Genomic DNA, 25357 nt, shown 5'->3' on the forward strand with positions numbered 1-25357 from the left:
TTCGCAAGGCGAAAGCTTTAGTGAGAGGAATTTTTTGTGGGCTGTGCCCGTAAAAAAGGAGAAAATAAATGAAGAGTGCAGGAAAAATATTTAGAGAAGAAATCGCAAAACAGAGCCCCTTACAGATACTAGGCGTCATCAATGCATATAGCGCAATCCAAGCTCAAAGAGTCGGTGCAAAAGCGCTGTATCTCTCCGGTGCCGGTGTTGCCAATGCAAGTTATGGCTTACCAGATCTTGGGATGACGGGTCTCGAAGATGTTTGCATTGATATTAGACGAATTACAACACGATGTGACCTCCCCTTGCTTGTGGATGCGGATACTGGATTTGGTGGTGCTTTTAATATCGCAAGAACCATCAAAGAGATGACAAGAGCGGGCGCGGCAGCTTGCCATATCGAAGATCAAGTAGCCCAAAAGCGCTGTGGACACAGACCTAACAAAGCTTTAGTCACCACAGAAGAGATGTGCGACAGATTAAAAGCCGCTGTTGATGCCAAAATAGACCCAGATTTTGTGGTCATGGCACGTACTGATTCACATGCGAGCGAAGGACAAAGTGCCGCACTAGATCGTGCTAGTGCTTATGTTGAAGCCGGTGCTGATATGATTTTTGCTGAGGCAATTCATTCATTAAAAGAGTATGAAGAATTTGTCAATGAAATCAAGGTACCGGTTTTGGCTAATCTGACAGAATTTGGGGCGACTCCATTTTTCACCGTTGATGAATTAGCCAGTGTCGGAATCTCTATGATTTTATATCCACTTTCTGGATTTCGTGCGATGAACAAGGCAGCCCTTGATGTCTTTAAAACCATCATAGACGAAGGGACACAAAGCTCTGTGATTGACATCATGCAAACCAGAATGGAACTTTATGACATGTTGGACTATCACGCTTATGAAGAAAAATTAGATCAATTATTTAGTAAGGATAAAAAATGAGTGATAAAAAAACGGGCGGTTTGGCCGGTGTGATAGCAGGTGAGAGTGCTATTTGTACGGTCGGGCAAGGCAGTGGATTAAATTACAGAGGTTATAGCATTGAAGATTTAGCAGCGCATGCTACCTTTGAAGAGGTAGCTTATCTTCTTCAATATGGGGAACTCCCAAATCTCGCAACATTAAATACTTACAAAAAGAAGCTGATTGCCGCAAGAAGTTTACCAGAAAAATTAAAAACCATTTTAGAAAACATTCCCAAAACGGCTCATCCGATGGATGTCATGAGAACGGGTTGCTCCGCATTAGGAACATTAGAGCCTGAGGATGATTTTACAACCGAACAAGATCGTGTGATTGTCAGATTATTGGGAATTTTTCCTTCTATATTGCTCTATTGGCACCATTTCCACAACGCAGGAGTGAGAATTGACACACACAGTGAGCAAGATACTATCGCGGGATATTTTCTAGAAAAACTTCACAATACATCACCTCGTGAAGATCAAATACGCTGCATGCATGTCTCTTTGATCTTATATGCAGAACATGAATTTAACGCATCCACGTTTGCCGCTAGAATTTGTGCCTCAACACTCTCAGACACTTATAGCACAATCACCACAGGGATTAGTGTATTAAGAGGACCATTGCATGGTGGTGCCAATGAAGCCGCTATGAAATTAATCGACTCATTTGCCAATGAAGAAGAAGCCACTAAAGGTGTGTATGAGATGTTAGAGAAAAAACAGTTATTGATGGGATTTGGACATAGAGTCTATGGATTAGGCGGAGACCCAAGGAGCCCTATCATCAAATCGTGGTCCAAAAAATTAGGAGGCGACACAGCAACCTTTCGTATTAGTGAGACCATTGAGGCTATCATGAAGAAAGAAAAACCACAATTACCAACCAATGCGGACTTTTTCTCAGCCTCTGCTTATAGATTCTTGAATATCCCAACGGATTATTTCACGCCAGTGTTTATCATGAGCAGAACGACCGGATGGGCCGCACATGTCAAAGAACAACGCGCCAACAACAAACTGATCCGTCCAAGTAGTGAGTATAATGGACCTGACAACCGCGAATATATCGCATTAGACAAACGATAAAAGGATGAAATTTGAGTAGTGAATTAGGAATATTAGAGACTAAAAGACCAGAATTTGACCAAATTTTGACAGACATCGCACACTATGCACATGATTATGTCATCAAAAGTGATGAAGCCTATGATACGGCACGATATTGTCTTATGGATACCATTGGATGCGGATTATTAGCGCTAAAATACCCAAACTGTACCAAACTTTTGGGACCGGTAGTACCCGGAGCTAACTTTCCAACGCTGGGTGCAAAAGTTCCTGGAACCTCATACCAACTCGACCCAGAGCGTGCCGCTTTTAACATCGGAGCAATGGTGCGATGGCTGGATTATAACGATACCTGGCTTGCGGCAGAATGGGGACATCCGAGTGATAATCTAGGAGCTATTTGGGCGGTGGCTGATTATTTGAGTCGCAAAAATCTCAGCGTTGGCAAAGCACCACTCAAAGTGAGAGATGTGCTCACCGCAATGATTAAAGCGCACGAAATCCAAGGGGTATTGGCACTAGAGAATTGTTTCAACCGCGAAGGGATGGACCATGTGCTCTTAGTTCGCATCGCCTCCACAGCAGTGGCTTGCGCGATGATGGGTGGCAGTTTTGAAGAAATCCGAAATGCAGTCAGTCATGCATTTATAGATGGTGGCGCTCTGAGAACATACCGCCATGCTCCCAATACGGGATCTAGAAAATCATGGGCTGCTGGTGATGCTAGTAGTCGTGGTGTCAATCTTGCCCTTAAAGCATTGAGTGGTGAGATGGGCTATCCCTCTGCCATCAGTGCCAAAGCGTGGGGTTTTGAGGATGTCAAGATGCGCGGTAAAAAACTCAGCGTTCCGCAACCTTATGAGAGCTATGTCATGGAAAATGTCCTTTTCAAGATCAGTTTTCCTGCTGAATTTCATGCACAAACCGCATGTGAGTGCGCCGTGACACTTCATGATGAGGTCAAAGACAGACTCAATGATATCGAGAAGATTGTCATCACAACGCAAGAGTCCGGACATCGTATCATCAACAAAGTCGGACCGCTAGCCAATCCAGCTGATCGTGATCATTGTATCCAATATATGGTGGCCATTCCACTTATTTTTGGAGAATTAACCGCTGATTATTATGAAGATGAAGCCGCATGCGATCCACGGATTGATGCCTTGCGGGATAAGATGGAGGTCGAAGTTGATGATGATTACACCAAAGAGTATCTTGAAGCAGATAAACGCTCCATCGCCAATGCCGTGCAAGTCTTTTTTAAAGATGGTAGCAAAACGGACAAGGTTGAAGTGAGATATCCGATAGGACACAGAAGAAGACGTCACGATGGTATTCCATTATTAATCGAAAAATTTAAATCCAATCTCAAAACAAGATTATCTCCTAAAAATTCCGCTTTAATCGCAGAAATCTGTGAGTCAAAAGAGGCACTAGAAGCGATGAACTTTAATGAGTTTAGCGATTTATTCGCCCTGTAATAGGAGCATTAGAGGTGCCCATGGCACCTCTAAAAACAAGCCTTTAGATTAACTACAAATAACGACTGATTTGATTTGAGTATATTCTTCTTCGAGGGCATATTTTGGCCCTTCTTTGCCGATACCACTCTCTTTGATACCACCATATGGCTGAATATCAAAACGCAATGTTGGAATGTCATTAACAACCACACCACCCGCATCTAGTTCATCAATCGCACGTTTTGCTAGTGATAAATCATTGGAGAAGATAGAGTGTTGCAATCCGTAAGGAGAATTGTTCATCTTTGTTTTAGCTTCATCAAAATCCTTGACTTTTACGAGTGAAACAATCGGAGCAAACACCTCTTCACAAACGATGTTCATCTCTTCAGTCACATCACTCATGATAGTCGGTGGAAACATCAAGTTTTCACAAGGCTCCCCATAAAAGAGTGTCGCGCCCTCATCAATAGCATTTTGAATCCAACTTTTTGCTTTAGCAACTGCCCCCTCATTAATCATCGGACCGATGAATGTTTCATCATCATAAGGACTGCCGACTTTAAGCGCTTTACTCTCTTTAGCAAGAGCGCTTGCAAAGGCATCATAAATACTTTCATTAACATAAATACGTTGCAAAGAGATACATACTTGTCCTGAGTTGATAAATGCACCCAATGCACACTTTTGTGCGGCCATGTCAATATCGGCACTTTTGTCGATATAAGTTGCGGCATTACCACCAAGTTCTAAGCCTAATTTTTTGATTCCGGCATGACGGGTAATATCATTTCCAACGGGTACAGAACCGGTGAAACTGATGATTCTTGGAATCTTACTTTGTACCAAAGCCGCATTCACACCTTCACCACTATACACAACACTCAAAGCATCTTTGGTAGCAAAAGGACTCTCGATAAACATTTTAGCAAATTTAAAAGCCGTCAAAGGAGCTGAACCGGTCGGTTTTAAGACCACGCTATTACCTGCTACTAATGCGGGAGCAATTTTATGGGCTACAAGATTGAGAGGGAAATTAAAAGGGGTGATAGCCAAAACGACACCGACAGGCTCACGTTTATAAAAAGCAAGCGTCTCTTTACCACTAGGTGTTGCAGTCGTATCAAAAGTCTCTCCATGGAGATTCATCATCGCATGGGCAGAGAGTCGTACGGTCTCAATACAACGGTCGACTTCACCACGTGAAAAACGTATTGGTTTACCCACTTCATCGGTCATGGTTTTTGCCATGTCTTCTTTATTTTTTTCAAGTTGCTCTGCTACATCCAAAAGCCAACTCACTCGTTGATGAAGAGGAGCTTTTTTTGCCAAAGGAGCACTTTTCTTTGCAATTTCCAACGCTTTTTGCGCATCTTCGGCAGTACAAATGGCAACTTCTGAGGCCACTCTACCATCATAAGGACTCAATACTTTTTTATGCGCCATTCGCGCTTCACAAGTAGAACCAAAATAAATCTCTGCTTTCATCTTATCTTTCCTTTTTTCTATTTTTTATTGTGAACATTATCGCGTTCGTTATAAATTGTCAAGTCGAATCACAAAGACAGAACATTTTGCGTGACGAATGACACGCTCTGCTGTACTGCTTATAAAATAGCTACCAAAACTAGGTTTTGTTGCCATCATAACAATAGCATCTGCATTCATATCTTTGGCTTGCTCAAGAATTTGTTGGTGTACTGCACCATGTCGTACTATCAATTCCACTCGCTCTAAGGGCAACTGATACTCAGAGGCTATCTCACTTAAAAGCTTCAAAGCCTCTTCTTTGTAATCACTATCATGATCTTGATTTAGGATTGGTGAAACCCCTGCATGTGCACTACTTTCATCAACGTTAAACAATGAAATCTTTCCCGTTTCCTTGTTCAATACTTCAAGCGCACCCATCAATAACTTTTTATGGTTTTTTTTGTATTCCAAATGAATTGGAACTAAAATATTTTCAAACATGCTATGCTCCTTTATCCCATCACCAAATTAGGTAACCACAGTACGATTTCTGGGAATATCATACAACTGGCTAAGACAACCAAATTAATAATGACAAATGGGGTGACGGATTTATAAATCTCACCCATACCAACATCTGGTGGGGTAATTCCTTTAAGATAAAAAAGGGCAAACCCATAAGGAGGTGTTTGCACCGCAATCAAAATATTGATAATCATCAAAACGCCAAACCAAATTGGATCATACCCCAAAGATACTGCAATCGGAGTAAAAAGTGGCGCACACATCAATACAATCACGTAATCATCAAGAATAAATCCTAGCAATATCATGATGAGTTGAAATATCATGATAACAACAATCGGTGGTAGATTTAATCCTCTTGTAAAATCAGCAATCATACCTTGAATTCCCATCAATAACTGAAAATTACTAAACAATGAAGCCCCGAGGATAATCCACATCGCCACACTAATTAAAGCAGCGCCTTGAAACCCGGCTAATTTTAAAATACGAAATTTAAACCGTTTAAAATACATCGCCAAAAGCACGGCACCAGCAACACCCAAAGCACCTGATTCTGTAGGGGTAGCAATCCCGGCTATAATACTACCAAGTACAAGAAAAATCAAGCCAATCGAGAAAAAGCCATCTCGGGCAATCTTAAATTTTTCGCGCGTATTGAGTACTGGCAACAAATCGGTTCTCTCACTCAATAGTGGAGCACGTTTTGGATTGAGCTTGGTACTAATAAGAATATAAAGCACAATCAATGTAATCGATAAGAGCGCGGGCATAATACCGCCTATAAAGATACGACCAATGGAGTTGTGTGTGGAGGCAGCAAACATGACCATAGGAATACTCGGCGGAATCAAAATCCCCAAGGCTCCTCCTGCCATAATGGTCCCAAGTGCTAATTTTCGATCATACCCAGCATCCATCATCGGCTTGAGCGCAATCGTACCAGAACTCATAATCCCAGCACCAATGATGCCGACCATCGCACCAATCATCGCACAGATAAATACCACACTAATAGCAAGTGATCCGCGCACTTTACCAATCATCATCTGACTGGCTTTAAACATCGCCTCACCAATACCCGTATGAGCCAAAAGTTGTCCCATGTAAATATAAAGAGGAATGGCGAGTAAAATATAACTAAAATATGTCCCTTCTATCGTAGTGGGAATCACATTGAAAATTCCTGCACCCCAAGAAAAATATCCTACCAACATCGCGATACCACCCAGGGCTAAGCCTACTGGCGTGCCAATCACGAAGAAAAACAAAAGGCATAATAACAAAACCATCGTTAAGGTTTCAATTCCCATTTTCAAGCTCCTTTTCCAATAGTGACGAACCGGTAAATAAAAAATAGAGTTCTACAATCATATCGCGAAGTAATTGAATCGTAAAGAGTGCACTTGCAATACAAAACATCAGCCAAAAATGCCACATTGGCGGGGCCCATTCACTTTGACGGTGATAATTAAACTTGATCGCTTCATTAAATTTTGTCACACTAAGATAAAAAACAACGACCAGAAAAAAAATGGCTAAAGTATAAGAGATCACATCAAAAATCGCTTTTACTTTAGGAGACACTCTCAAATAAAAGATATCAACATTAATATGTGCTCTTTTTTGCTGTGCGTAAGCGCCTCCTAAAGCAGCAGCATAACCAAATAAGAATAGCGCCGTATCAAATGTCCATATAGGAGGAGCATCAAAGAGATATCGGGCAACTGTTCCATAAAAAACGACAAAGGCCAGTATGGGCACCAATATTGATGCCCCCTTGCCGAACCACATAACCACTTGATCAACAGTGATACAAAATAATTGTAAGGTTCTTTTTAACATGATAATGCCTATTACAATTTAATTATTGATTTTCTGTTTTTTTAAGAACGTCTATCAACTCTTTGCAATATGGACCTTTTTTAGAGTATTCTTCCCATAAACCTGCCCCTGCTTTCTTCCATGCAGCTTTATCTGCAGCCGATGGTTTTGGACTCCATTTCAGACCTTTTTTAATCATTTCATTGAGTGCTTCTTGCTCCCATTTTCTAGATTTTGTTAACTGTTCTTTTGCATGATCTACTGTTGCAGCATAAACCTCTTTTTGCAATTTTGGAGTCAATTTATTCCAAGCTGCTTGATTGACAAGGATTGGTAAGACTTGAGCACCAGCCTCTGGTAGTGGATACATATATTTTGCTACTTCTTCATGATTACCATCACGGTGATCGATCATATTACTACCGATTGAGCCATCAATAACGCCGGTTGCCAAACTGGTATAAATTTCACTCCACGCCAATGAAACAGGAGACGCACCTAAATTTCTAAGAAATTTACCGTAAGCACCTGGAGCTCTGATTTTAAGTCCTTGGAAATCTTTTACTGATTTGATTGGTTTTTTGGTGATGATATAAACTGCCGGTTGGATGTATGGTTCTAACCAAACCAAACCTTGTGTCGCATAAGCTTTTTTCAAGATTTTACCCCATCCGTCTTTATGAAAAAGTTTTTGTAATTTTGCAGGATCATTGGTACCACCGGGCAATCCGAGCTCTATAACGCCAGCAGGAAATTCGCCTGCATTCATCGCTTGAAACGGTGCAATCATTTCGATTAAACCCGTTTTAGCCGCTCCAAAAAGTCCTTGTGTTCCAACACCTTCACCAGAAAAAAGTACTTGAACTTTGATTGCACCGTGAGTTCTTTTTTCGATATCTTTTGCTAGGTCTTCATAGATTTTACCAAAGGCAGTACCCCGTCCATAAAGATTAGCAAATCGCCAATGATATTGCGCCGCTGCAAAAGCAGACTGGCTCATCATGATAACTCCAAATAATGCAACTAATATTGTAGCAACTGTATTCTTTTTTACATTTCCAAATAAATTACTCATCTATCTTCCTTCCTTTTTTTGATTTTTTTAAATAATGCAACTTTTAGCGCACAATCACCCTCTTGGTGTTTGGGCTAAAAATCAATTACAATCCTTCTACTGTTTGTGCTCATCTCCTCCTTTATATTATTTTTTTACCAAATCTGCAAATAAGGCACTAAATTTATCCAAGCCTTCATTTACCAATGCATCACTAATGGTTAAAGCTGGTAGAAATCTAATAACATTACTATTAAAACCACAAGATAACAGTATCAAACCATACGCTGTCGCATGCGCAATTATCTCTTTGGTTAATGCCGCATTAGGTTTATCTTTGTCCCCATCAGACATTAATTCGATGGCAATCATAGCACCTTTGTTTCTGACATCACTAATAAGCTCTGGATATTGTGCTTGCAATGCTGTTAATCTTGTATGAAATAATGTGCCTATTTCATTGGAGCGATTGATTAAATCTTCATCTTTCATGATATCTTGCACCGCTAGTGCTGCAGCACATGCAACTGGTGAGCCACCATACGTACCACCTAGTCCTCCCGCAACTGGAGCATCCATAATCTCTTGTTTCCCGACTACGGCTGAGAGTGGATATCCTCCGGCAATTCCTTTGGCTACGGTCATCAAATCAGGTTCAATATTACTATATTCCATACAGAACATTTTACCCGTGCGACCAAATCCGGTTTGAATTTCATCCGCTATCATGACAATATTATGCGCATCACAAATGTCTCGCAATGCTTGTAAAAACTCTATTGGTGCTGGATAAAATCCACCTTCCCCTTGAACGGGTTCTACGATAATAGCCGCAACATCATCGGATGAAATATCATATTTAAAAAGATTTTTGATGGCTTTGAGAGAATCTTCAACAGAGACACCATATGCAGCTCCAGGAAAAGGAACATGGTAAATTTCACTAGGAAAAGGTCCAAAACTATTTTTATAAGGGGCCATTTTGCCAGTGAGTCCCATCGTCATATTAGTACGACCATGGAAGGCACCATTGAAGGCAATAATACCTCTTTTACCCGTATAGGCTCTGGCAATTTTCACAGCATTTTCCACAGCTTCTGCCCCTGAATTTAAAAAGATTGCCTTTTTCTCCGTTGTTCCTGGTGCTAATTTTGTTAATTTTTCAGCAAGCTCAACCGCTACTTCATAAGGGTTAACCATCAAGCACGTATGACTAAATTTCTCTACTTGTGCTTTTACAGCTTCAACAATCTTTGGATGTGCATGCCCCGTGTTACACACAGCAATCCCCATACCAAAATCAATATACCGATTTCCATCAACATCCCAAACTTCAGAATTTTTTGCATGGTCAACAAAAACAGGATACATATTGCCCTGTCCTCTTGCAAAGACTTTATTCTTACGATCTTGTAACGCTTGGTTCTTCATGTTTCTTCTCCTTTTCTTATTTTTACGTACACCTTACACTCTTTAAGTGTGCTATAAGTGTGTACTTGCAAAAATGCACATAAAAAAATTATGAAATAATCACGATGTAACAAAAAGTAAATTTTTATTATGATAGGATTCCAAAGTTTTTTAATTTTATTTTGGGGTGCTTGATGCAAGAGATAGACTATGGAGATGATATGTTTAATGAAAAAAATATTCCAAGACTCATTATCTTAACACCAATTCTTACGATTATTGTCTTAGTCATTTTGATACTCTACTCCTTTATCAAAACGCAACAAGATTATTTTCTACAAGAGAGTACACAACTAGAAAAGAATTATTTAGCACAACAAAAAAACTTATTGCAAAAAGAGGTTGATGATGTCTTCTCTTATATCAAATATCACAAAAATTTGATGCTTGAGAATGAGAAAAAAGACATTGAAATACAAATGAAGGCCTTTATGAACGTCATTTTGAGCCAAAATGCCACGCCAGATAAATATTTGACCTACATCAAACAAAATTCCAATGATGACACGGATTTTATCATCTATGATGTACGACATGACCGATTGATTCAAGATGAAAATGTCTTTTTCGATAAATCACAACTGCCACTACACCGCAAGATGGATGGCACCTTTATGCTAAAAGATACGATTGATCTCTTCTTCTTCCGTTATATTCCTAGTAGAGAGATTTTAATTATACTAGAAAAAGATATTTATTATAAATTAGCAGATTTAAAAATTTCCATTGCACGATGGATAGAAAATATTCGATTTGGTAACAACAACTACTTATGGGTTTATTCCAATACCAATAAATTAATCGCTAACCCCTATAGAAAAGAGGATATTGGAAAGGATGATACCTTTACCAAAGATGCTAACAACACTTTTTTTGTTCAAAAGCTTGTCAATCTTGCCATAAAGAATCCTAAGGGCAGTTTTTTTGAATTTTATCCTATTGAATCCAATAAAAAACACCAAAATGAGCAATTGGGATTTGCTAAATATTATAGTGAGTGGAACTGGATTGTGGGGTGTGGTGTCAACACAGACCAAATGCAAAAAAATATCAAAGATAATAAGCTTTTATTGGAACAAAGAATCAACAAGTATATTCAAAGTACCGTTTTTATTGCACTGTTGTTAATCTTTTTGATTTCAGTATTATCCATTTTGACCTCTTACAAAATCAACAAAACCTTTAAAGCCTATCAAGATAAAGTCAATAAAAAAGAGATGGATTTACAAGGAAAGATTGAAAAAGCGCTCCTTGAAGCAAAAGAAAAAGATAAAGCGATGTTGCATCAATCACGCTTGGCGCGTATGGGAAATATCATCAATATGATTTCGCATCAATGGCGCCAACCGCTCAGCCAACTCTCCGGTATCATGATGGAATTAGAAACTACGGTAAAGTTTAAAAAGGCAGACGATAAATTTCTCTTTGCTTGTGCTAATGATGCATCAAAAATTATCCAATTTATGTCTTTGACCATTGAAGATTTTAGAAACTTTTTCAAACCTGACCGCGACAAACAAGACTTTAGTATCGCTGATGCCTGCGATGGCGCTATTGGCCTAATCAAAGCATCGCTCAACAATCAACACATTACTTTGAATTACGAAGTCCAAAATGACAAAATGGTCACGGGATATAAAAGAGAATATTCTCAAGTTATTTTAAATTTATTGCTCAATGCTAAAGATGCTATAATTATGAATAATATAAAAAATGGAACCATCAATTTAAGTGTGAGAACCGAAGAGAACCGATCAATTGTAACGGTACAGGATAATGCCGGTGGCGTTGATGAAGAAAATATAAATTCTATCTTTGAACCCTATTTTTCAACCAAAAAATCACAAGGTACCGGCTTGGGACTCTACATGTCCAAAATGATTATTGAAAAAAATATGCAAGGCCAACTGAGTGTAAAAAATGATGAATTTGGCGCAATATTTACCATACTTTTATAAGAACAAAGGCGAATGATTATGGATCAACTCGAACAAATACTCTCAAAATGTACTGTCTTATTGGCAGAAGATGATGAAGAGGTCAGAAAAAGATTAAAAAATACATTGCAATTTTATTTCAAAGCGGTTTATGAAGATAGTAATGGCGATGATGCGTATGATACCTTCATTGAAAAAAAACCGGACTTGCTTATTTCTGATATTGAGATGAGTGATGGTGATGGTATTGAACTTGTCAAACGCATCAGAAAAGTCAATCTTAATACTCCTATTATCATCCTGAGCGCTTACTCCAAAGAGGAGTATTTACTCAAGCTCATCAACCTCAAGATTGACCATTATATTTTAAAACCAACAAATAACAAACAACTCTTTGAAGCGATTTCAAAAGCGTTGCTTTCAGAAAATAAAAAAATTTTAGAGCTCTCTTCTAAACTTTATCTCAATATTGATGATAATACCCTCTCCTATCAAGGACAAAAGATTATCTTGCGAAAGAAAGAGAAAGATTTCTTGGAGCTTTTATATCAAAACAAACATAGAATCACAAAGTATGATATTTTGCAAGAGTATATCTGGGGTGATAAAATCATGACACAAAATGCGCTCAAAACATTTATCAAAGAATTAAGACGCAAACTTCCTATTGATATTATCAAAAATGTCAAACAAGAAGGCTATATTATCACCACAGAAAATTAGAACATTTTTTACTTTAAATTTTGATGATGGCACGCCCCACGCTTTGACCTGCTAACATCGTTTGAATCAAAGAAGGAATCTCTTGTAGTGTATGTTCGTGCACCACGTCGCTAAGATCAATCTTCCACTCATCAGCCAATTTATTCCACAATGCAAACCGTTGCGTATTTTCAAGTTCCGCTGAATCAATACCTAAGAGATTATTACCCCGCAAAATAAAAGGAAACACGGTCGTATTGAGCTTCGGTGAGCCAACCAATCCACAGATTGCTACGCTACCTGAGTGTTTGATTTGCTTCAATATATTTTCCAAAAGCACCCCACCGACCACATCAATCGCCCCATCATAAAGCGGCTTTAGAAGTGGCCTTTTTGCATCCATCACAAAATCATCTTTGAGAATCACCGTATCGGCACCAATTGAGTATAAAAACTCTTTTTTGTCTGCCTTAGAACTCAGTGCTGCCACTTTGAACCCAAGATGGTGCAAGAGCTTCACACTAAAACTTCCCACCACGCCAGTTGAGCCTGTTACTAAAATCGTATTGCCTTTTTTTTGGCCGTTTTTAAGTAGTTTATCCACCCCAATGGCTGCGGTCAAACCCGCTGTTCCAATCGTCGCGGCTTCTTTAAGACTCAAATTCTCAGGCAATGGCACGACCCAATGAGAGGGCACACTAATATATTCACTAAAAGCCCCATTGGTATTCATCCCCAAATCAAAACTCGTCACAATGACCTCATCACCCACTTTAAAGGTATCATGATTGCTTCGCACCACAGTGCCCGCAGCATCAATCCCCGGTGTATGGGGGTAATGTTTCGTTACCCCTTTATTGCCAATACAACTCAGCGCATCTTTATAATTGAGAGCACTGTATTTCACACGTACTAAAATATCATTTTTATCTAAATCTTCTAGCAACAATTCTTCAATGGTTTGTGTAAATTTTCCATCAACTTCTTTGACAACCAGAGCCTTATAAGTCATCTTTGTTCCTTTTTTTCTTTCGTAAATACAAAAGCTTTATAAACTATAAAAATGATACCTATTTCTAACAATAAAAGCAAGATATATAAATCATACACTTGAGTCTGTTTATCGATGATTTCCATAAAGTCTAAGGTTTTGTAGAAGCCATACGACAAAACCAAACCACTCAGATAACCTTTTTGCTTCATCGCATCAGCCCATGAGAGGACTCTTGTTTTGTGTAAGGCAATCGTCTCCATTCTAACAAGGTAACTCCCAAAGACAAAAGTGAGCTGATAGCCAATATACACAAGCAAGGCACTGTGATAGGAATATTTTAAAATCAAAAAAGCCGCTACAAAAGCCAATACGATACTCTCTACTAAAAAGGTAATATAAAAGAATGCCCTTATATTCATAATCTTATAATAAATTTTTGCCAAAGCCAACATTCCCAAGGCCAAGACAATCCCACCGATGGAATAAATAGAAGGCTCAAGCGGTGTGTACAAAACAAAGACACTCCCCACACTCAAGCCTAAAAATAGTGAATTTAAAAATTTGTAATAGAGATAATATCGTATTTTAATATTTTTCAAAATCGTGCACTCAATCCAACATAAAAGCTGCGTTCATAATTGACAGGATAGACACCTAGATTGTAACCATCATAGGCAAACAACGCATTTTTTCTCCCAAAGATATTGTTAATCTTGGCAAAATATTGAAACTGTTTGTAATGGTATGTGATGGAGAGATCAGTAGAGTTATATGAGGGCATCTTGCCCAGATTTTCTTCAAAATCACTCATGGCATAGGCTTTTGATTTGTAGATATGAGAGAGTACCACATTAAGCCGATAGGTTGGTTTATACATCAATGAGAGTTTAATATTATGTGCCGCAACTCCGGGGATTTCATTGCCTACAATGCTTGCATTGGCACTATCAGAGACAATTTTTGTCTTGACAAAAGCATAATTCACACTCAGTGCTATATTGTAGAAAATATTATATTTGTCATAAACTTCAAAGCCATATTTTCTTGTTTTATCTAAATTAGTATTGGTATAGGTTGCGCCATTGTAATAAATTTCATCTTTTATTTTAGAGTAAAATAGTGAAATTTTTGTTTTATTTGGATACCCTAAATAATTATATCCCATATTGAGTGTTTGCACCTTCATCGGCTTGATAAAACCATTAAATGTATTGGTAAAAGCATTAAAAAATCTGTCAACATCGGGTGCTTGAAAGGATTGGTTTGCATTGATAAAGATTGAGGATATTTTATCAAATTCATAATTATATCCCATATCATATGCTTGTAAAAAATAACGATCTGAGAGTTCGCTTGAAGCCGTATGGTAGCGATAATCCACCCGCTCACCTCTTGCCCCAAAGGAAATCGTACTGTGGTTTTTTTGATAATCTACTTTTGCATAGTAGCCTAGATTATTTTTTTGTGTGCTTTTGGTATCGTTGTAACGCTCCCCATCAAACTGTTGAATCCCCAACACACTTTTGAACCCATCTTGGGTGTAATATATCTTGGTATCATAGGTTTTATAATCATAATAGTTTATCGAATTATAGGTGATAAAATCTGAGGTTTTATCTTCGTTGGTGCCTTGAAATGCTATGGTTATCTTCTTGTTTAATTTATATTTGAGACCATAACTCAAAACATCAGATGACAGCGATTGCTCTGAATAATCTGTCCCATAACTGGACGCAGGAATACTATTGGCACTTTGATTGTATTGTTCCCACGTCAACGCATTGGGATATTTAAAGTGCATTTTTGAAAATGTCTTTCCCAAATGCAAGGTCACATTCTCTGTTGGTGTAAATATTCCTTTGATGCCTTTATTGGTGCTAGAACTATCATTTTTGGTTCCATCAAGTGCAATCTCTTTTTCGCCATTACTCTGCATCCCATCAACATAACCACTAATTGAAAATTTTTCTTTTTTGATACCAAGCGCAAGCGCCCCATAGCGAAGCCCATTGCTTCCGATATAAGTTTTTACTCCCACTCCTGTATGGTTTTTGGTCATGATATTTATCACTCCTGCATTGGCACCATCGCCATATTCTACAGAACCGGAACCTTTGATAATCTCAATCTTTTGAATATCTTCAAGGGGAATCGAAGATAAGAGTTGGGGTGTCAGATCAATGTTATTAAGTCGTTTTCCATCGACATTGACGACGATATTTTCATATCCATTTTCAACACCATAGCCTCTTAAATCTAGCTTTTGGGTAAATTGATTGCCGAAACTTGGCATGGTTGAGATTGAAGTCTGAGTATTGAGAAAGTCGTATAAATTTTGAGAGTTGGATCTTTTTATTTGTGCATTTGTATAAATTTCTGATGCAAATGGAGCATTGAGAGATTTAACTTTAATCGCCTTAGATATGACGACAACGGGGGCTAATTCTTGTGGGGGTGTCTCTTCTTCGCTTTCGCTGTATGTCTCTTGCTTTTGAGTTTGATTGACTGAATCAGTGTAACTTTGAGTGGAACGCGCCAATGTTACAGTCGTACTCACAGCAAGAATAGCAGCAAGTGAAAAATACTTCCCACGAAATCCTTGTGGATTTTTCATTTTTTCTCCTAAGATTAATTTGAATTCAAATTCTACACAAATACGGCTTAAAAATTATGATACAATTCGACAAAATATAACCAAAGGGATATCATGCAATACAATAAACTAACACCAGAAGAAGAGAGAGTGATTCTCGAAAAAGGTACAGAGATGCCTTATAGTGGCGAATATGATGCTTTTTATGAAGAGGGGATCTATCTTTGCAAACGTTGTAATACTCCTTTATTCACATCAAATGCAAAATTCAAATCAGGCTGTGGTTGGCCGAGTTTTGATGATGCCATTGATGGGGCTGTTCATGAAACACTAGATGCTGATGGCAGAAGGACAGAAATCACTTGTGCCACTTGTGGGGCACACTTGGGTCATGTTTTTGAAGGAGAAGGATTCACCCCTAAAAATACGAGACATTGTGTCAATTCTATCTCATTAAAATTTCAAAAAAACAAGTAAGGCTATCATGATAAAACAAGAATTGAAAAATTATCTTTATATACTCTTAGGCTCTATTATTTTGGCCTTTGGTGTTGTATGGTTTTTTGCTCCCAATCACATGATTACAGGTGGTACGGCAGGTCTTGCCTTGTTGATTCACTATATCAGCCCTTTTAGTATCGGATCACTCATCATTGCTATTAATATCCCTCTTTTGATTATTGGTATCAAATACTTAGGGAAAATGTTTGCCATTCGTACGATTATCACACTCGTATTGATTTCTACATTTATTGATATCATGATTAGATTTTTTCATCTTAAAGCCCTTGTGATGGATACCCCCCTTGCCGCTATATTTGGAGGTATCTTTATCGGTGTGGGCATTGCCATCATTATCAAAGGCAATTCAAGCGCAGGAGGCTCTACGATTATCGCGAGAATTGTTGCTTCAAATACCGAAATCAAACCGGGACAAGTATTATTGTTTTTAGATTTTTGTATTGTCTTTTCGGCACTCTTTATCTTAGATGATAATGTGAGAGTGTTATGGAGTATTGTGAGTATCTATATCACCTCTCGCGTGATTGATATGGTCTTGACCGGAAATCTCAACAAAAAAGTTGTCAATATCGTCACCGAAAAAGCAGACCTCTTAAAAGTACGAATTCGGGAAGATTTGGGAGAATATGGGACGATTATCACAGGAGATGGTTTGTATGGAGAACACAAAACGATGATTCTCATCATCGTGGAAGTCACCAAATTACAATACCTCCGAGAACTTGTAAAAAACAATGACCCGGAGGCTTTTTTGATTATTTCAGAAGCAAATGAGATGCTAGGACGCGGCAATTAAATACTAAAATAGAGTGCTTCTTGATGATGTACGACCATCGCGGTGGTACTTTGTTCTGGGTGAATCTGAAACGTTTCACTCAGTTCAATACCAAACTCTTCAGGTTTCAATAAATCAAAAATCACTTTTGAATCACTGAGTTCCGGACAAGCCGGATAACCAAAAGAGTAACGACATCCTTGATACGCCCGCATTTTGACATCTTTGAGGGCATGTCCCTCTTTTTCGGCAATACCCAAATCAAGTCGGATTTGTTTGTGCGCTACCTCAGCCAACGCTTCTGCTAGTTCAATACTCAAACCATGCACCAAATGATACTCTTTGAAATTTCCTTTGTCATAGAGCTCTTTTTCATACGCACTAAAACGACTCCCAGCACTCACACAAGTAAAGGCCACCACATCATCTCTTTCTGATGAGAAAAAATCACTCAAACATCGAAACGGTTTGCGTGTCTGTCTTGGAAAATCAAGCGTATGCGTGATGTCAGCCTCATGTAAAGCGTCACGATTGACTTCATTGTCACTAAAATATCCTCGATTTTCATCCAAAATATAGAGTTTATTTTCATCACTGCGACAAGGATAATACCCATAGATGATGGTCGGGTCAAACAAATCCATCTTTTCTATGTCTGTTTTCAATCGCTCATAAAGTGGCCACAAAACCTCATCCCTTTGTTTTAGTTTCGCTTCGCGCCCCATGCCCTTGCCACTATAACCCCAAGCACGAGAGAAAAGAATTTTATGATTAATCCACTCATAAGCAATCTGTTTAAGATCAGCTTGTAGCGTTCGTCTTCCCCAAAAAGGAGGCGTGGGGATTGTAATATCACGACGCGGCATCTTAATCTCATCATAAGGAGGTATGTCTACCTTTTTCTTTTTGACTTTTACGATATTTTCATCCGTTTTTTTACGCTCAAAGTCGGTATTGAAATTCCCTTTTTCGATGCGTGTCATGGCCTCAATTCCCTCAAAGGCATCTTTACAATAAAAAATCGGACCATCATAAATCGGCCGACAAAAATCTTCAACAAAATTATCCGTCAATGCAGCTCCTCCGAGTATGACCGGCACCTTCAGACCGATGGATTGTAGTTTTTCAAGATTCTCTTTCATCACACCGGTTGATTTCACTAATAACCCACTCATACCAATCGCACTGGCTTGGTGCTCATTATAGTTTTTAATAAAATCATCAATATCTACTTTAATTCCCAAATTAATCACTTTAAAACCATTGTTGGAGAGGATAATATCTACTAGGTTTTTACCGACATCATGAACATCACCTTTGACCGTGCCGAGTATGAGCGTCGTATCGCTGGCTTTGTCGATTTTTGGTAAATACGGATTGAGAAAATCGACACTGGCTTTCATCACTTCAGCAGATTGCAATACAAAAGGTAGTTGCATCTGTCCACTTCCAAAAAGCTCACCCACCACTTTCATCGCATCAATTAAAATCTTATTGACGATAATCTCTGGAGCAATGGTCTCTTTAACGCGATCAAGCAAGGGCATCATCCGCTCTTTATCACCATCAATCAAAAGTTTTGCCAGTTTTTCTTCATCACTAAGTTTTAGATAAGCCGCATCTTCTTCATCTTGATTGACCTCTTTAACATCTTCAAAATATTCAATAAATTTAAAAAGAGGATCCCCTTCACTGCGATTATTAAAGAGTAAATCTTCACAGATTTTTCTTTGTTCATCGGTGATTTTATGCATCGGGATTGTATTTTTAACATTCACAATTGCCATAGAGAGTCCGGCTTGAACACAATGATATAAAAATACGGAATTGAGATACTCTCGTGCTTTTTTGGCCAACCCAAATGAGATATTAGAAACGCCTAGCACAAAACCGACTTCAGGGTGCATCTCATGAAAAGCTTTGATTGCTTCGATGACATCAATCGCCGCGGTAAAATACTCTTCATCCCCACTTCCTACGGTAAACGTCAGCAAATCAAAGACTAAATCATTAGGATTGATACCATGCATTTGTGTGGCACGTTCATATATTCTTTGTGCGATTTGGATTTTTTGCTCTTTTGTCTTAGCCATCCCTTTTTCATCGATGGTCAAACAAACCAAAGCACAGCCAAAGCGTTTAGCAAGAGAACAAACTTTATCGAATTTTTCAATACCATCTTCTAAATTGACTGAATTAATGATGGGTTTACCACCAATATGTTTGAGTGCTACCTCAAGAGCATTAAGCTGTGTGGTATCGGGCATCAAGGGTAAGGAGATTTTTTGTGTATATCTACTGACCACTTCTTGCATATCACGACTCTCATCGCGTCCGGCAAAACCAACACTCACATCAATCCCATGGGCGCCACTTCTCACCTGTTGTTGCGCGACAGACAAGGTGCCATCATAATCACTACTTAAGAGTAATTCACGAAATGCTTTTGAACCCGTCGCATTGGAGCGCTCTCCTACGAGAAAAGGGGCAGGGTCTTGTTTGATTGATCGTGTTTCAAATAATGACGCAATAGAAGTCGGAACACTTCCTTTTGGGGCACGGGGTACTTTTCCTTCTATTCTTTTGGATAATTCTAAAATATGTTGCGGTGTTGTGCCACAACATCCACCAAGGAGGCTCACGCCATCATATTGTAAAAATCCCTCTTGCAGTTTGGCAAACTCATCAGGTCCCATCGGATAAAAGGTGTAACCTCCCCTATTTTGCGGTAATCCTGCATTGGCATGAACGCTAATAGGCTTGCCCCAAACTTCACTCAAAGTTTTGACATGCTTGTCAATTTGTTCCGGTCCGGTACCACAGTTAAAACCAAGGCTCATGATATCAAAAGGCTCTAATATGGTGGCGATGGTTGTCGCATCGGTTCCGATTAACATCGTACCTGAGAGTTCAATCGTGACCGAGACCATGACCGGGAGCTTGGTGTTTTTTTCTTCTTGTATATCTTGAATCGCGTGCAATGCGGCCTTAATTTGCAATGGATCTTGGGCTGTTTCTATCAAAAACAGATCAACCCCTCCGTCAATCAAACCCGACGCAGCGATTTTATAGCCCGCATACATATCATCATAACTAATATGCCCTAAAGAAGGCAGTTTTGTACCCGGTCCTAATGAACCCGCACAAAATCTGGGTTTGGTAATCGTGCTAAATGTATCACACGAATCCTTAGCAATCATCGCTCCGTTTTTTGCCAATTCATACGTACGTTCTGCAATATCATAATCATCTAAAACCCAAGGCAAAGCCCCAAAAGTATTGGTCTTAATAATATCAGCACCCGCTTTGAGATACCCTTGGTGTATTGTTTCTATCACCGCTTTGCATGTCGTATTTAAAAGTTCATTACATCCCTCTAATGAACCACTCCAAGCATCTTTTGGTATGGTCGATGCTTGTATCTGTGTACCCATAGCACCATCTATTAGTAGTACTTTTTGGTGTATCAATGTTTCTAATTTCAAAATCAATCCCATAAATTTTTGTCACAATAGCTATTTCTTCAAAGAAGTGCATGATGTGCTATAGAAGAAAGTTATTATAGTATTATAATTATATCATATTATACTTGTTTGCAGCTATGGTCAATTTTTAACCACTTTTTTTCGATTTAGTGATTATTTATGTGATAGAATTTCTCAACTTAAAAAAACAAGGAGAGAAAATGAAAAAATGGTTATTACCTATTTTGTTACTGTTACCCTCACTGGCGTTAGCAGAAGACAAACTAGATACGGGTGACACAGCTTGGATGATAATGTCGAGTGCATTGGTACTCTTGATGACTCCTGCGGGATTGGCATTATTTTATGGTGGGATGACACGATCAAAAAATATTCTTAATACTTATGCGATGGTATTTGTAGGCTTTGCAGTCGCTTTTGTGACTTGGATTGCTGTGGGTTATTCTATTGCATTTGGTACCTCAGCAGGGGGATTAAATAACATCATGGGTGGTTTTGCTAATACCTTTTTAAATGGTATTTCATATTCTGATTTAAGCGGAAGTTATCCGACCTATGTTTTCATATTCTTTCAAGCAACTTTTGCGGGTATTACCGTAGCGATTGCAAGTGGTTCTATTGTCGATCGTATGAAATTTTCAACATGGCTCATCTTTACCGCACTTTGGATTGCAATTGTTTATGGTCCAGTAGCGCACATGGTATGGGGTGGCGGCTATCTGATGGCTCTTGGCGCACTTGATTTCGCCGGTGGTACGGTTGTTCATATGAATGGTGGACTTGCTGGTTTGGTTTTGGCCTACTTCGTCGGTAAAAGAACCGGTTATCCAACATTGGCAATGAAACCAATGAGTGTCATGCTCACAGCACTCGGTGCAGCGCTCCTATGGTTTGGTTGGTATGGTTTTAATGCCGGGTCTGCTTTTGGTGCCAATGCCATCGCGGGACTTGCTGCTTTGACTACGACCATCGCAACTGCTGCTGCGGCTGTAACTTGGATTTTAATCGAATGGGTTATCTATAAAAAACCTACACTGCTAGGTGCGGCTTCTGGTGTTGTAGCTGGATTGGTTGCTATTACTCCTGCTGCTGGTTTTGTTGGTGTCGGTGGTGCTTTTATCATCGGGATTGTAGGCGCCTTTGTCGGACACTTTGGTGTCGCAACCTTGAAGAAAACATTTGGTTACGATGATAGCTTGGATGCCTTTGGTATTCACTTCCTTGTTGGTTTATGGGGTGCTATTGCTACGGGAATCTTCGCACTTAATGACAAAGATTTATTATGGGATGGTCCTTTAAAGGATAGTGGTGATAGAATGGGTCAAGTCATGATACAATTAGAGTCAGCTGCTATTGTTACGGTTTATACTCTAATCGGTACGGTCATCGTTTACTTTATCGCTTCAGCAATCACAGGTGGTGGTCGAGTAGATGAAGAGACAGAAGCCGTAGGACTTGATGAAGCAATTCACGGAGAAAAAGGATTAAACCTCTAATCCAAATGCAGTGTATCTTGCCAAAATCTAACGTTGGCAAGATCAATTTTCATTGGGTTATCGCCCAAAAAAGGAGCAAATAAATGAAAAAAATCGAAACCATAATCAAACCATTTAAACTAGAAGACGTCAAAGATGCCCTATCAGAACTCGACATCACAGGAATGACTGTTTCTGAAGTAAAAGGCTATGGAAGACAACAAGGACATTCAGAACTCTATAGAGGCGCTGAGTATGTTGTAGACTTCTTACCAAAAATCAAGATTGAAGTTGTCGTCAAAGATGAAATCGTAGATTCTGTCATTGAAGTCGTATCTAAAAGTGCCAAAACCGGAAAAATCGGTGATGGTAAAATCTTTGTCTATGATGTCGAAAAAAGTATTAGAATTCGAACTGGCGAAACAGACGAAGACGCACTGTAAGCCTTATAAATAAAGAGAGACAAGTACACTAGGTATTTGTCTCATTCTTCAAATAGTGGCGTTTTGTTGGCAATATGCCATCGTTGCATCCCTTCCCATGCTTCTTGAGCATTTTGGGCATACCAAAAAAGTTCACGATCTTCAAAATCAATCACCCCTTCTAGCATCAACTGTTCAAAGTTAATCAATCGCTCCCAATACTCTTCTCCTATCAACACAATAGGCAATGGCGGCATTTTACGGGTTTGAACCAACATCAACACTTCAAACAATTCATCCAATGTCCCATATCCTCCAGGAAACACTAGCAAGCCACACGCACGTTTTAGAAAATGCATCTTGCGTGTCGAAAAATAGTGAAATTGAAAACAAAGATCTGGCGTGATATAAGGATTAGGAAATTGCTCATGAGGCAGAGAAATATTGAAACCAATCGTCTCCGCCCCTACATCAAAAGCACCGCGATTTGCTGCTTCCATGATGCCAGGACCACCACCGGTCGCCAAAGCGATTGTTTTATCATGATGCTCCTGACATGTCGTAGCGACCAAGCGTCCAAACTCTCTGGCTATCTCATAATATTTTGCTTTTTCTAATAACTTCTCAGCAATCTCTACATTACGTTTCAAAGTCTTTGAGTGAGGCTCTTTGCAATATGCCGCTTGTGCCTTTTCGAGATTTTTGATAGCAGTGGATTTCTCTTTGATTCGTGTGGAGCCATAAACGACAATGGTCTTTTTGATTTGATGTTGGCGCAGCAAAGATTCTGCTTTGAGATAATCAAGCTCTAAACGGATGGATCGTGTTTCATCTGAGAGGATAAAATCCTGATCCTCTTCTGCTAACGCATAGCTTTTGCTGTGCTGAATCGCTTTTATATATTGAGAAGCCTTTGGGTCTTCTTCAGGTGATTTTGGTGCTTCTTCAGGTAGAGCACAATGTCGTTTCTTTTTATTGACAGGTTTTTTAAATAGTTTGTTTTTCATCACGTATCTCATTTTTTAAAATCTAATAACACGAAGATTATAGCACTTTTTAAAGCGTTTGTTAATGTAAAAGATGTAAAATCGAAAAAAGGAGATGTTATGGCAAAAATACAATCATACGGAGCCACTGAAGTTGTTACCGGTTCTTGTCATGTCTTACAACTCAAAGATGGAAGGCATATCATGATAGATTGTGGTATGTTTCAAGGAAGAGCAGAAGAACGCAATCTTGAACCCTTTGGATTTGATCCAGCAGACATTGATATTTTACTGATTACACACGGACACTTAGATCATGTCGGACGCATACCGAAACTTGTCAAAGAGGGTTTTAAAGGGGAGATTATCACGTTGCGATCAACGATGGATTTAGCCGAAGTCGTGTTGCTTGATAGTGCCAAACTTATGGATATTGACTACCAAACACGGTATAGAAAAGCCCAAAGACGGGGAATGGAACAATCGATTAGACCCCCGCTTTATACCCTTGATGATGTGAATGCCTTGTATCAACTTCCGATGCACTTTGTACATTATGAAGAAAAACTTGAACTCAAAAATGGGCTGAGTGTCATGTTTAAAAATGCAGGTCATATCCTAGATTCAGCAATCATTCAAATCACATTTGAAGAAAATGGCGTAGAGAAAACTGTTGTCTTTAGTGGAGATTTAGGCAATAACAATGACATTGTCATGCCCCTTCCGCAAACATTTGACGAGGCTGATGTCTTATATATCGAATCTACCTATGGAGACCGAAATCACAGAGGCATTCAAGAGAGTTTAGTAGAATTCAAGACCATCATCACAGAGACATTAAAAAAAGATGGCAATGTTGTGATTCCCTCCTTTGCTATCGATCGCGCACAAGAGATATTATGCACCTTAAAACAAATGTATGATGATGGTGAGTTGCCTGAGTGCCACATCTACTTAGATTCACCGATGGCCATTCGGGCTACGGAACTTTATAATACCTATCATGATGAGCTCAGCCAGCACTGTCAAGACAACCTATTGCGAGATGGTTCGGTCTTTGGTTTTCCCTATCTGCACTACACCTTAGAAGCTGAGGAATCAATGAAAATCAATGAAAAAAAATCCCGATGTATCATCATAGCCGGTTCTGGTATGTGCAATGGCGGACGCGTATTGCACCACTTCAAACATCGATTGTGGGATGAAAAAAATGCACTCATAATCGTCGGATATCAAGCTGAGGGAACACTGGGCAGACTCCTTGTCGATGGAGCCAAAGAGATTAAAGTTTATGGCGAAGAAGTATGCATCAAAGCTCACGTTCATACGATCAATGGATTTTCTGCTCATGCGGATCAAAAAGAGTTAATCCATTGGATTCGAACATTCAAAAGATTAGGTAAAATCTTCATTGTTCACGGAGAGAGACAAAAACAAGAGATTTTTCAAAAAGCCATAGAAGAGCAGTTAGGCAAAAAATCACACATAGTAAAAGCAGGTGAAGAGATTGGTGTATGAGATTGATTTTGCATTCTAGTATTTTAGGTTGTGAGGAACAGGTTCATCTATGAGGATATGATCCTAATGATGAACCCTCACCTTGATGTTGAAGG

21 protein-coding genes are annotated in these 25357 nt (G+C 39.0%); 10 read left to right on the forward strand and 11 right to left on the reverse strand.

What is annotated here, in order from left to right; translation table 11 throughout:
* Positions 1-68: 68 nt before the first annotated feature.
* From prpB to prpD, 3 genes are read left to right on the forward strand one after another with little or no spacing between them, the layout of a single operon-like run.
* On the forward strand, positions 69-947 hold the full coding sequence (gene prpB, locus SFB89_RS06605; RefSeq protein ID WP_331773894.1) for a methylisocitrate lyase: 879 nt from the start codon (positions 69-71) through the stop codon (positions 945-947).
* Positions 944-2059 carry a citrate/2-methylcitrate synthase gene (locus SFB89_RS06610; protein ID WP_331773895.1) on the forward strand — a complete coding sequence of 372 codons (1116 nt, stop codon included), beginning with the start codon at positions 944-946 and terminating at the stop codon, positions 2057-2059. The genes prpB and SFB89_RS06610 overlap by 4 nt, the downstream gene beginning before the upstream one ends.
* Before the next feature lie 11 nt (positions 2060-2070).
* Positions 2071-3525: a 2-methylcitrate dehydratase gene (gene prpD, locus SFB89_RS06615; RefSeq protein WP_331773896.1), complete on the forward strand. Its 1455-nt coding sequence runs from the start codon at positions 2071-2073 to the stop codon at positions 3523-3525.
* A 48-nt stretch (positions 3526-3573) separates the two neighbouring features.
* Here prpD and SFB89_RS06620 read toward each other — a convergent pair whose 3' ends face one another.
* The 6 genes from SFB89_RS06620 to gabT all read right to left on the reverse strand — a co-directional run bounded on the left by SFB89_RS06620 (position 3574) and on the right by gabT (position 9814).
* Positions 3574-4995, reverse strand: coding sequence for an aldehyde dehydrogenase family protein (locus SFB89_RS06620; protein WP_331773897.1), 1422 nt, complete (start codon positions 4993-4995; stop codon positions 3574-3576).
* Positions 4996-5043: 48 nt separating this feature from the next.
* Positions 5044-5481 (reverse strand): universal stress protein, encoded by a 438-nt coding sequence (locus SFB89_RS06625; RefSeq protein ID WP_331773898.1) that lies wholly within the window; start codon positions 5479-5481, stop codon positions 5044-5046.
* A gap of 11 nt (positions 5482-5492) precedes the next feature.
* Complete coding sequence (locus SFB89_RS06630; protein WP_331773899.1) at positions 5493-6818, reverse strand: TRAP transporter large permease; 1326 nt, start codon at positions 6816-6818, stop codon at positions 5493-5495.
* The gene (locus SFB89_RS06635; RefSeq protein ID WP_331773900.1) at positions 6808-7350 is read right to left on the reverse strand and encodes a TRAP transporter small permease subunit; all 543 of its coding nucleotides are present in this window, start codon (positions 7348-7350) and stop codon (positions 6808-6810) included. The genes SFB89_RS06630 and SFB89_RS06635 overlap by 11 nt, the downstream gene beginning before the upstream one ends.
* Positions 7351-7372: 22 nt before the next feature.
* Positions 7373-8404, reverse strand: a complete 1032-nt coding sequence (gene dctP, locus SFB89_RS06640; protein WP_331773901.1) for a TRAP transporter substrate-binding protein DctP — start codon at positions 8402-8404, stop codon at positions 7373-7375.
* A 126-nt stretch (positions 8405-8530) separates the two neighbouring features.
* Positions 8531-9814 (reverse strand): 4-aminobutyrate--2-oxoglutarate transaminase, encoded by a 1284-nt coding sequence (gabT, locus tag SFB89_RS06645; RefSeq protein WP_331773902.1) that lies wholly within the window; start codon positions 9812-9814, stop codon positions 8531-8533.
* Positions 9815-9987: 173 nt separating this feature from the next.
* On the opposite strand from gabT, the gene SFB89_RS06650 reads away from it, so the two are divergent.
* Together SFB89_RS06650 and SFB89_RS06655 are read left to right on the forward strand one after the other, a co-directional pair.
* Positions 9988-11811, forward strand: coding sequence for a sensor histidine kinase (locus SFB89_RS06650; RefSeq protein WP_331773903.1), 1824 nt, complete (start codon positions 9988-9990; stop codon positions 11809-11811).
* Positions 11812-11829: 18 nt separating this feature from the next.
* Positions 11830-12513, forward strand: a complete 684-nt coding sequence (locus SFB89_RS06655; RefSeq protein ID WP_331773904.1) for a response regulator transcription factor — start codon at positions 11830-11832, stop codon at positions 12511-12513.
* Positions 12514-12526: 13 nt separating this feature from the next.
* On the opposite strand, the gene SFB89_RS06660 is transcribed toward SFB89_RS06655, so the two are convergent.
* From SFB89_RS06660 to SFB89_RS06670, 3 genes are read right to left on the reverse strand one after another with little or no spacing between them, the layout of a single operon-like run.
* Positions 12527-13504 (reverse strand): YhdH/YhfP family quinone oxidoreductase, encoded by a 978-nt coding sequence (locus tag SFB89_RS06660; protein WP_331773905.1) that lies wholly within the window; start codon positions 13502-13504, stop codon positions 12527-12529.
* The gene (locus SFB89_RS06665) at positions 13501-14085 is read right to left on the reverse strand and encodes a hypothetical protein (protein WP_331773906.1); all 585 of its coding nucleotides are present in this window, start codon (positions 14083-14085) and stop codon (positions 13501-13503) included. The genes SFB89_RS06660 and SFB89_RS06665 overlap by 4 nt, the downstream gene beginning before the upstream one ends.
* Positions 14082-16100, reverse strand: a complete 2019-nt coding sequence (locus SFB89_RS06670; protein ID WP_331773907.1) for a TonB-dependent receptor plug domain-containing protein — start codon at positions 16098-16100, stop codon at positions 14082-14084. The genes SFB89_RS06665 and SFB89_RS06670 overlap by 4 nt, the downstream gene beginning before the upstream one ends.
* 93 nt (positions 16101-16193) lie before the next feature.
* On the opposite strand from SFB89_RS06670, the gene SFB89_RS06675 reads away from it, so the two are divergent.
* The gene (locus SFB89_RS06675) at positions 16194-16556 is read left to right on the forward strand and encodes a methionine-R-sulfoxide reductase (RefSeq protein WP_331773908.1); all 363 of its coding nucleotides are present in this window, start codon (positions 16194-16196) and stop codon (positions 16554-16556) included.
* Positions 16557-16563: 7 nt separating this feature from the next.
* The gene (locus SFB89_RS06680) at positions 16564-17397 is read left to right on the forward strand and encodes a YitT family protein (protein ID WP_331773909.1); all 834 of its coding nucleotides are present in this window, start codon (positions 16564-16566) and stop codon (positions 17395-17397) included.
* On the opposite strand, the gene metH is transcribed toward SFB89_RS06680, so the two are convergent.
* Complete coding sequence (gene metH / locus SFB89_RS06685) at positions 17394-20873, reverse strand: methionine synthase (RefSeq protein ID WP_331773910.1); 3480 nt, start codon at positions 20871-20873, stop codon at positions 17394-17396. The genes SFB89_RS06680 and metH overlap by 4 nt on opposite strands.
* 188 nt (positions 20874-21061) lie before the next feature.
* Here metH and SFB89_RS06690 point away from each other — a divergent pair, with 188 nt between their 5' ends.
* Positions 21062-22357, forward strand: coding sequence for an ammonium transporter (locus tag SFB89_RS06690; protein WP_331773911.1), 1296 nt, complete (start codon positions 21062-21064; stop codon positions 22355-22357).
* Between the two features lie 83 nt (positions 22358-22440).
* Positions 22441-22779, forward strand: coding sequence for a P-II family nitrogen regulator (locus SFB89_RS06695; protein WP_331773912.1), 339 nt, complete (start codon positions 22441-22443; stop codon positions 22777-22779).
* A 41-nt stretch (positions 22780-22820) separates the two neighbouring features.
* Here the strand turns inward: SFB89_RS06695 and SFB89_RS06700 are convergent, their stop codons facing one another.
* Positions 22821-23765 (reverse strand): TIGR00730 family Rossman fold protein, encoded by a 945-nt coding sequence (locus SFB89_RS06700; RefSeq protein ID WP_331773913.1) that lies wholly within the window; start codon positions 23763-23765, stop codon positions 22821-22823.
* A 99-nt stretch (positions 23766-23864) separates the two neighbouring features.
* Here SFB89_RS06700 and SFB89_RS06705 point away from each other — a divergent pair, with 99 nt between their 5' ends.
* Entirely contained in the window at positions 23865-25262 is a 1398-nt protein-coding gene (locus tag SFB89_RS06705) for an MBL fold metallo-hydrolase (protein ID WP_331773914.1), read from the forward strand.
* The last annotated feature ends 95 nt before the right edge of the window (positions 25263-25357 follow it).

This window comes from Sulfurospirillum sp. 1612, assembly GCF_036556685.1.
Taxonomy (GTDB): domain Bacteria; phylum Campylobacterota; class Campylobacteria; order Campylobacterales; family Sulfurospirillaceae; genus JAADIZ01.